Here is a 6741-nt window from a genome sequence, read left to right on the forward strand (position 1 = left end):
GGCGGGGTCGCATACCCCACTACTGGCTGGCGTAGAAGACCAGCCGGTACTTGCCGATCTGGACCTCGTCACCGCTGGACAGATAGACCGAGTCGATCCGCTCACGATTGACATAGGTGCCGTTCAGACTGCCCACGTCGGCGACGCTGAACCCGGCGTCGGGCCCCCTGCGGAACTCCACGTGCCGCCGCGACACCGTCACGTCGTCCAGGAAGATGTCGCTCTGCGGGTGACGGCCGGCCGTGGTCAGCTCACCGTCCAGCAGGAAGCGGCTTCCCGAATTGGGCCCGCGACGGACCACCAGCAGCGCCGAGCCGAGCGGCAGGGCCTCCACCGCGGCCTGCGCCTCCGGCGAGAGCGACGGGAGCTGCGTCTGCCCCGTCACCTCGGAGTCGTACGCCTCCAGGCCCGAGATCGAGATGGTGGAGGTCGTCTCCGAGGCCCGCTCGGCGGGCACTCCGCCGCGCAGCGGCGCGCCGCAGTTGGAGCAGAACTTGCTCGACTGCGGATTGCGGTTCCCGCACCTCGTACACACCGTCACGGCCGCCATGGACGGATCCTCCTGCCGCGGCTGTCCCCCATGGGGATTGGTCGCATACGGATCGGGGGCAAACCCTCCACCCGTACTTGAGGGTGATGATTCCCCGAAACCTATGCGGCCGGGACCGGCAGGGTCAACAGACGACGCGCCCCGCCCACCGGGAATGTCACCGCCCGGACCAGCGACCTCGTCGCGGAAGAGCGGCCGCTCACCGCCCTGCTCCTCCTCCTGGCCATGACGCCGCGCGCGATGCTTGGCGTTGCCGCCGTCCTCGCGTGCGCTCTTTCCGAACAACTTCGCAAACAACTTCACGGGCGATTCCCCTTGACCGAAATAGACCCGCCCGTGGGGCAGGACGAACCCTCATTGATCAGACCTGCCGACCCGGACATTCTCACAACGTCCGTACCCGTCAGACAGTTTCCACCACGCGGCACAGCTTCGATGTGCCGACCCCCCGCAACCTCTCGCTCCGACCCGCGGGACATCTCACGACCCCGCCTCATCGCGCCGACGACCGAGCGTAGTCAGGGCGCTTCGCGGGCCGCAAGGCGTCCACGAGGATCTTCTCCGAGCGGGCCACCGTGGCGGTGGCCTGCTCCTTCTCCAGGGTCTGCACCACTCCGCCCGGAATGTTCAGAGCCGGCTCCAGATCCTGGGGCTTGCCGATGACCTTGAAGATGTACGGTGCGCCGATCCGGTTCCCGTCCACCTCGATGTCGCCACCCGTCCCGGTGAAGTACGTATCCGCCACGACCCGGACGTCATTGACCTGGATCGCCTCCGCCCCCGCCGCGCGCAGCTCCTGGATCGCGTCGAGCAGCATGTCCGCCTCCACCGCGCCGGAGCCGCCGGTGATGGTGAGCGTGATGCCGGGCCCGCGCGCGGCGACGGTACCGGCCAGGATGCCCAGTTGCTGCTCCTTCTGCTCCGTCTGCCGGCGCGCCTCCTCCGCCTGGTCCGAGCTGTTCTCCAGCTCCGTGCGCTGGTCGTCCAGCCGCTGCTTCTCGTGCTCCAGGCGCTCGGTGCGGCTGTCCAGCTCGTCCAGGATCCGGACGAGGTCCTCCTGCCGGGCCCCGCGCAGCGCACTGTTGTCGCTGGTCGAGCGGACCTGGATGGCGAGGCCGAGACCGAGGACGAACAACAGCGCGGCGACGGTGAGTTGAGCGCGCGTCACCCGCGGCGGCCACAGGCCCGCGACCAGCCGCTGCCGTCCCGTCATCTGGGCCCTGGGGCCGCCCCGGGGGGCCTCCGGCGGGCTCTCGGCCTCCGCCGGGCCGCCGGTCACCGGAACCGGACCGTCCCGGTCCGCCCCGGGCTCGTCCGGCCGGCTCCCGGCCACCGGATTCCCGGCCACGGGGTCACGCTCCACGGAGTCGCGGTCCACCGGGCCGGCGCCCTTCCGCTCGTCGCCGCCGCGCGCGTCGCCGTTCATCGGCCTCACGCCCGGAAGACGTGCCGGCGGATCGCGGCAGCGTTGGAGAAGATCCGGATACCGAGGACCACGACCACACCCGTGGAGAGCTGGGCGCCGACGCCGAGCTTGTCGCCGAGGAAGACGATCAGCGCCGCCACCACGACGTTCGACAGGAAGGAGACCACGAAGACCTTGTCCACGAAGATCCCGTCCAGCATGGCCCGCAGCCCGCCGAAGACGGCGTCCAGCGCCGCCACGACAGCGATCGGCAGATAGGGCTCGACCACCGCCGGAACTTCGGGCCGGACCAGAAGCCCGGCCACGACTCCGACCACGAGGCCCAGTACGGCGATCACGATGTGCCCTTCCCTGTGTCTGCCGTGCCCTGCCCGGCGCCCTTCCCGGCGGAGGCGGATGTCGGCTCTGCTGTACGTACGATCAGGCTCGGGGCAGCCGGAAGACGCACCTTGTCCTGGGCGGAGACGCTGAAACGGATGCCGAAGTTCTCCCGCAGCACCTGGAGATACCGTCCGTCGGCGCTGTCCTGGAACTCCGTCTTCAACTTCTTCCCGTCCCCCACCGCCAGCACCGTATAAGGCGGCACCAGCGGCCTGTTGTCCACCAGTATGGCGTCTCCCGCGGCCCGGATCGCCGACAGGGCCGTCAGCCGCTGTCCGTTGATGGCCACGGCCTCCGCCCCGGCCGCCCACAGCCCGTTGACGACCCGTTGCATGTCGCGGTCCCGCACCCGGCCCGTATCGCTGAAACCACTGGTCTCACGCGGGCCGCCGCCGCCCTGCTCGCTGCCCTCGCCGTCGTCGACCACGAGTTTGAGCCCAGGACCCGCGACCTCCGTCGCGCCCGCCAGCAGCGAGACCAGCTGCTCACGGTCGCCGCCCGGCGCGTTCAGGGCCCGGCGCTGCCGCTCCCCCACCTCGTCCCGCAGGGTCTCGACAGAGCGCTCCAGCGCATCGGCGTCCGAGGTCTCCTTCTCGACCCGGTCGATGAGTTCCTCGCGCTCCTTGGCCAGCACGGGCGCGGATATCCGCGCCTCCGCCGCGCCCACGGTGACGATGAGGGCCGCGACCACCAGACCCGCGGCGAGGCCCAGTCTGGCCTTCAGCGGACGGGGCATTCCGCCGCCCTCCGCCTTCCGGCGGGCGGTCGCCTCCGCATAGCCCTCGTCGAGGCTGTGCTCCATCACATTCGTCAGCAGCGACATGGACGCGTCGGGACGCGGAGGCGGAGAGTCAGTGCTCCGAACGGGGTGCTGCTGGGGCATGCCGCACATCGTCGCACGTCGTGACCGCTACCGCCGAATGGCCCCACCGGTGTGCCGGAAGCCGCGATTCCGACGGCTCCCGGCATACCGGTCACACCTCAGTGACCTGCGCTGTCCACCACCGCGGACCAGTCGTCGAGCAGGACCTGAGCCGATGCGTCGTCCGGCCCCTCGGCCCACAAATGGGTGACGGCCTCGGACGGGTCCGGCAGCACCATCACCCACCGGCCGTCGGCCTCGACCACCCGTACGCCGTCGGTGGTGTCGACATGTCGCTCACCGGCCGCCTCGACCACCCGGCGCATCACCAGCCCCTTGACCGCCCACGGAGTGGCGAGATCCCGCTTGAGCACATGCGCGCGCGGAATACGGGCGTCGATCTGGCTCAGCGTGAGCTGGGTCCGGGCCACCAGGCCCACCAGCCGCACCAGAGCCGCCGTACCGTCGAAGACACTGCTGAACTCGGGCACGATGAACCCGCCGCGCCCGTCGCCGCCGAAGATCGTGGTCTCCTCACGGCCCACCCGGGTCAGATCGTCCGGCGAGGTCGTCGTCCACTCCACCTGGGTGCCGTGGTACGCCGCCACCTGCTCGGCGATACGGGTCGTGGTCACCGGAAGGGCCACCCGGCCGCTGCGCCGTTCCGCGGCGACCAGGTCGAGCAGGACCAGCAGCGCCCGGTCGTCCTCGATGATCCGGCCTCGCTCGTCCACGAGGGACAGCCGTTCGCCGACCGGGTCGAACCGCACCCCGAAGGCGGCCCGCGCGGACGCCACGATCTCGCCGAGCCGCACCAGACCGGCCCGCCGCGTATCGGCCGTCTCGGTCGGCCTGGCCTCGTCGAGCCCCGGATTGATGGTCAGGGCGTCCACCCCGAGCCGTCCGAGCAGACTCGGCAGCACCAGCCCGGCACTGCCGTTGGAGGCGTCCACGACGACCTTCAGCCCGGACTCGGCGACCCCGGTGGTGTCGACATTACGCAGCAGCGAGCCGGTGTACGAGTCGAAGACGCTCGCCGGGAAGTGCAGATCCCCGATCTCGCCCGGGAAGGCCCGCCGGTACTCCTGGCGCGCGTAGACCCGGTCCAGCTTCCGCTGCCCGGCCTGGGAGAGATCGGCCCCTCGTTCGTCGAAGAACATGATGTCGACGGAGTCCGGCACCCCGGGCGAGGTACGGATCATGATGCCGCCGGCGCTGCCGCGCGCGGTCTGCTGGCGCGCCACGGGCAGCGGCACGTTCTCCAGGTCCCGCACATCGATGGCGCTGGCCTGGAGCGCCGAGATCACCGCCCGTTTGAGCGCCCTCGCGCCACGGGAGTGGTCACGCGCCGTGGTGACGGTCGCGCCCTTCTTCAGAGTGGTGGCGTACGCGCCCGCCAGCCGCACCGCCAGCTCGGGCGTGATCTCCACATTGAGGATCCCGGAGACGCCCCGGGTCCCGAAGAGATGCGCCTGACCGCGGGACTCCCAGATGACCGAGGTGTTGACGAACGCGCCGGCCTCGATCGTCTTGAACGGATAGACGCGGACATTGCCCTGGACGATCGACTCCTCGCCGACGAGACACTCGTCGCCGATGACGGCGCCGTCCTCGATCCGGGCGGCTCGCATGATGTCGGTGTTCTTGCCGATCACACAGCCGCGCAGATTGCAGTGCTCGCCGATGTACACGTTGTCGTGGACCACGGCCTTGTGGAGGAAGGCCCCGGTCTTGACCACGACGTTGGATCCCACGACCGTGTGCTCGCGGATCTCGACATCGGCTTCGACCTTGGCGTAGTCCCCGATGTACAGCGGACCGCGGAGCACCGCGTCGGGGTGCACCTCGGCGCCCTCGGCGACCCAGACCCCGGGGGAGATCTCGAATCCGTCGATGTCGACGTCGACCTTGCCCTCCAGGACGTCGGCCTGGGCCTTCACATAGCTCTCGTGGGTGCCCACGTCCTCCCAGTAGCCCTCGGCGATATAGCCGAAGATCGGCTTGCCCTCCTTCATGAGCTGAGGGAACACATCGCCCGACCAGTCCACGGGCACATCGGCCTCGACATAGTCGAAGACCTCGGGCTCCATGACATAGATCCCGGTGTTCACGGTGTCCGAGAACACCTGACCCCAGGTGGGCTTCTCCAGGAAGCGTTCGACCTTGCCCTCTTCGTCGACGATGGTGATGCCGAATTCCAGAGGGTTGGGCACCCGGGTCAGACAGACCGTGACCAGAGCGCCCTTCTCCTTGTGGAAGGCGATCAGATCGCTGAGGTCGAAATCGGTGAGCGCATCGCCGGAGATGACGAGGAAGGCGTCGTCCTTCAGCGCTTCCTCGGCGTTCTTCACGCTGCCGGCGGTGCCGAGCGGCTTCTCCTCGTTGGCATAGGTCAGCTCCATTCCAAGCTCTTCGCCGTCACCGAAATAGTTCTTGACGAGCGACGCGAGGAACTGAACGGTTACCACGGTTTCATTGAGCCCATGGCGCTTCAGCAGGCGAAGCACATGCTCCATGATCGGCCTATTGACGACCGGGAGCAGTGGCTTGGGCATGCTTGAAGTCATGGGGCGAAGCCGGGTGCCTTCGCCACCGGCCATCACGACGGCCTTCATGTCGGAAGCGTCCTCCTTGAGAGAGACGGTCTAGCCGACTGCGCTCGTCCAAAGAGGCCCTCTGGCGTCATGCGCGGCGTGCGACACTGCACAGCCCTGCATCGACGAGGTCAATCGGCCACTGCGTCCGCCTTGACGAGTCGGCGAACCTGGACCACATAGAGGATCCCTGCCCACCAATACAGAGTTGTACCCCATCCGGCGAAGGCCCATCCGAAAATAGCAGCGAGTGACGCAAGCCACCCTGATCCGTCACTCAGCAGCAGCAGCGGGAAGGCGTACATCAGATTGAAGGTGGCGGCCTTGCCCAGGAAGTTCACCTGCGGCGGCGGATAGCCGTGCCGGCGGAGGATTCCCACCATCACCAGGAGCATCAGCTCACGGGCCACCAGGGCCGCGGTGAGCCAGAGCGGCAGAATCTCCCGCCAGGTCAGCCCGACGAGGGTGGAGAGGATGTACAGCCGGTCCGCGGCCGGGTCGAGAAGCCGGCCGAGCTTGCTCACCTGGTTCCACCGGCGGGCGAGTTTGCCGTCGAGATAGTCGCTGATGCCGCTGAGCATGAGCACCAGGAGCGCCCAGCCATCGCTGCTGGGCCCGCCGAAGACGGGCCGGAGGATCAGCCACAGGAAGAGCGGCACGCCGAGGAGGCGGGCCATGCTGAGGATGTTGGGGATGGTGAGCACCCGGTCCGTCTGAACGCGGGTCTCCTGGACCTCCACCCGGGGGCCTCCTGTGTGCAATGTGGCAATGACTCCCCTGACCTTACCTTCAGCGAGGGCGATTACCGGCACAGGGGTGGCCGGCCACGGAAAGTGGTGAACGCAAAAATGCCTCAGCCTCCCCGGACACAAGGTCCGGGAAGACTGAGGCTAAAAATTGTTCGGCGGCGTCCTACTCTCCCACAGGG

General features: G+C 68.6%; 6 protein-coding genes. All 6 read right to left on the minus strand.

The genetic code is table 11. The features are described 5' to 3' along the window. Window positions 1-19: 19 nt before the first annotated feature. Window positions 20-895 (minus strand): FHA domain-containing protein, encoded by an 876-nt coding sequence (locus tag ACF089_RS29840; protein ID WP_392033223.1) that lies wholly within the window; start codon window positions 893-895, stop codon window positions 20-22. A gap of 148 nt (window positions 896-1043) precedes the next feature. Beyond that, entirely contained in the window at window positions 1044-1976 is a 933-nt protein-coding gene (locus ACF089_RS29845; protein ID WP_392033183.1) for a DUF881 domain-containing protein, read from the minus strand. 5 nt (window positions 1977-1981) lie between these two features. Beyond that, window positions 1982-2314, minus strand: coding sequence for a small basic family protein (locus tag ACF089_RS29850; RefSeq protein ID WP_006376801.1), 333 nt, complete (start codon window positions 2312-2314; stop codon window positions 1982-1984). Further along, on the minus strand, window positions 2311-3240 hold the full coding sequence (locus ACF089_RS29855; RefSeq protein WP_392033185.1) for a DUF881 domain-containing protein: 930 nt from the start codon (window positions 3238-3240) through the stop codon (window positions 2311-2313). The genes ACF089_RS29850 and ACF089_RS29855 overlap by 4 nt, the downstream gene beginning before the upstream one ends. 98 nt (window positions 3241-3338) lie before the next feature. Then, window positions 3339-5834, minus strand: coding sequence for a sugar phosphate nucleotidyltransferase (locus ACF089_RS29860; RefSeq protein ID WP_392033188.1), 2496 nt, complete (start codon window positions 5832-5834; stop codon window positions 3339-3341). Window positions 5835-5944: 110 nt separating this feature from the next. After that, the gene (locus ACF089_RS29865; RefSeq protein ID WP_392033191.1) at window positions 5945-6553 is read right to left on the minus strand and encodes a CDP-alcohol phosphatidyltransferase family protein; all 609 of its coding nucleotides are present in this window, start codon (window positions 6551-6553) and stop codon (window positions 5945-5947) included. Window positions 6554-6741: the final 188 nt, after the last annotated feature.

Source organism: Streptomyces sp. NPDC014894 (assembly GCF_043080985.1).
In the GTDB taxonomy this organism is placed as follows: domain Bacteria; phylum Actinomycetota; class Actinomycetes; order Streptomycetales; family Streptomycetaceae; genus Streptomyces.

Bases quoted from the DNA above. Each gene is read 5' to 3' on its own strand.
- ACF089_RS29845 (WP_392033183.1), bottom strand. From the start codon at position 1,976: ATGAACGGCGACGCGCGCGGCGGCGACGAGCGGAAGGGCGCCGGCCCG.
- ACF089_RS29855 (WP_392033185.1), bottom strand. From the start codon at position 3,240: ATGCCCCAGCAGCACCCCGTTCGGAGCACTGACTCTCCGCCTCCGCGT.
- ACF089_RS29860 (WP_392033188.1), bottom strand. From the start codon at position 5,834: ATGAAGGCCGTCGTGATGGCCGGTGGCGAAGGCACCCGGCTTCGCCCC.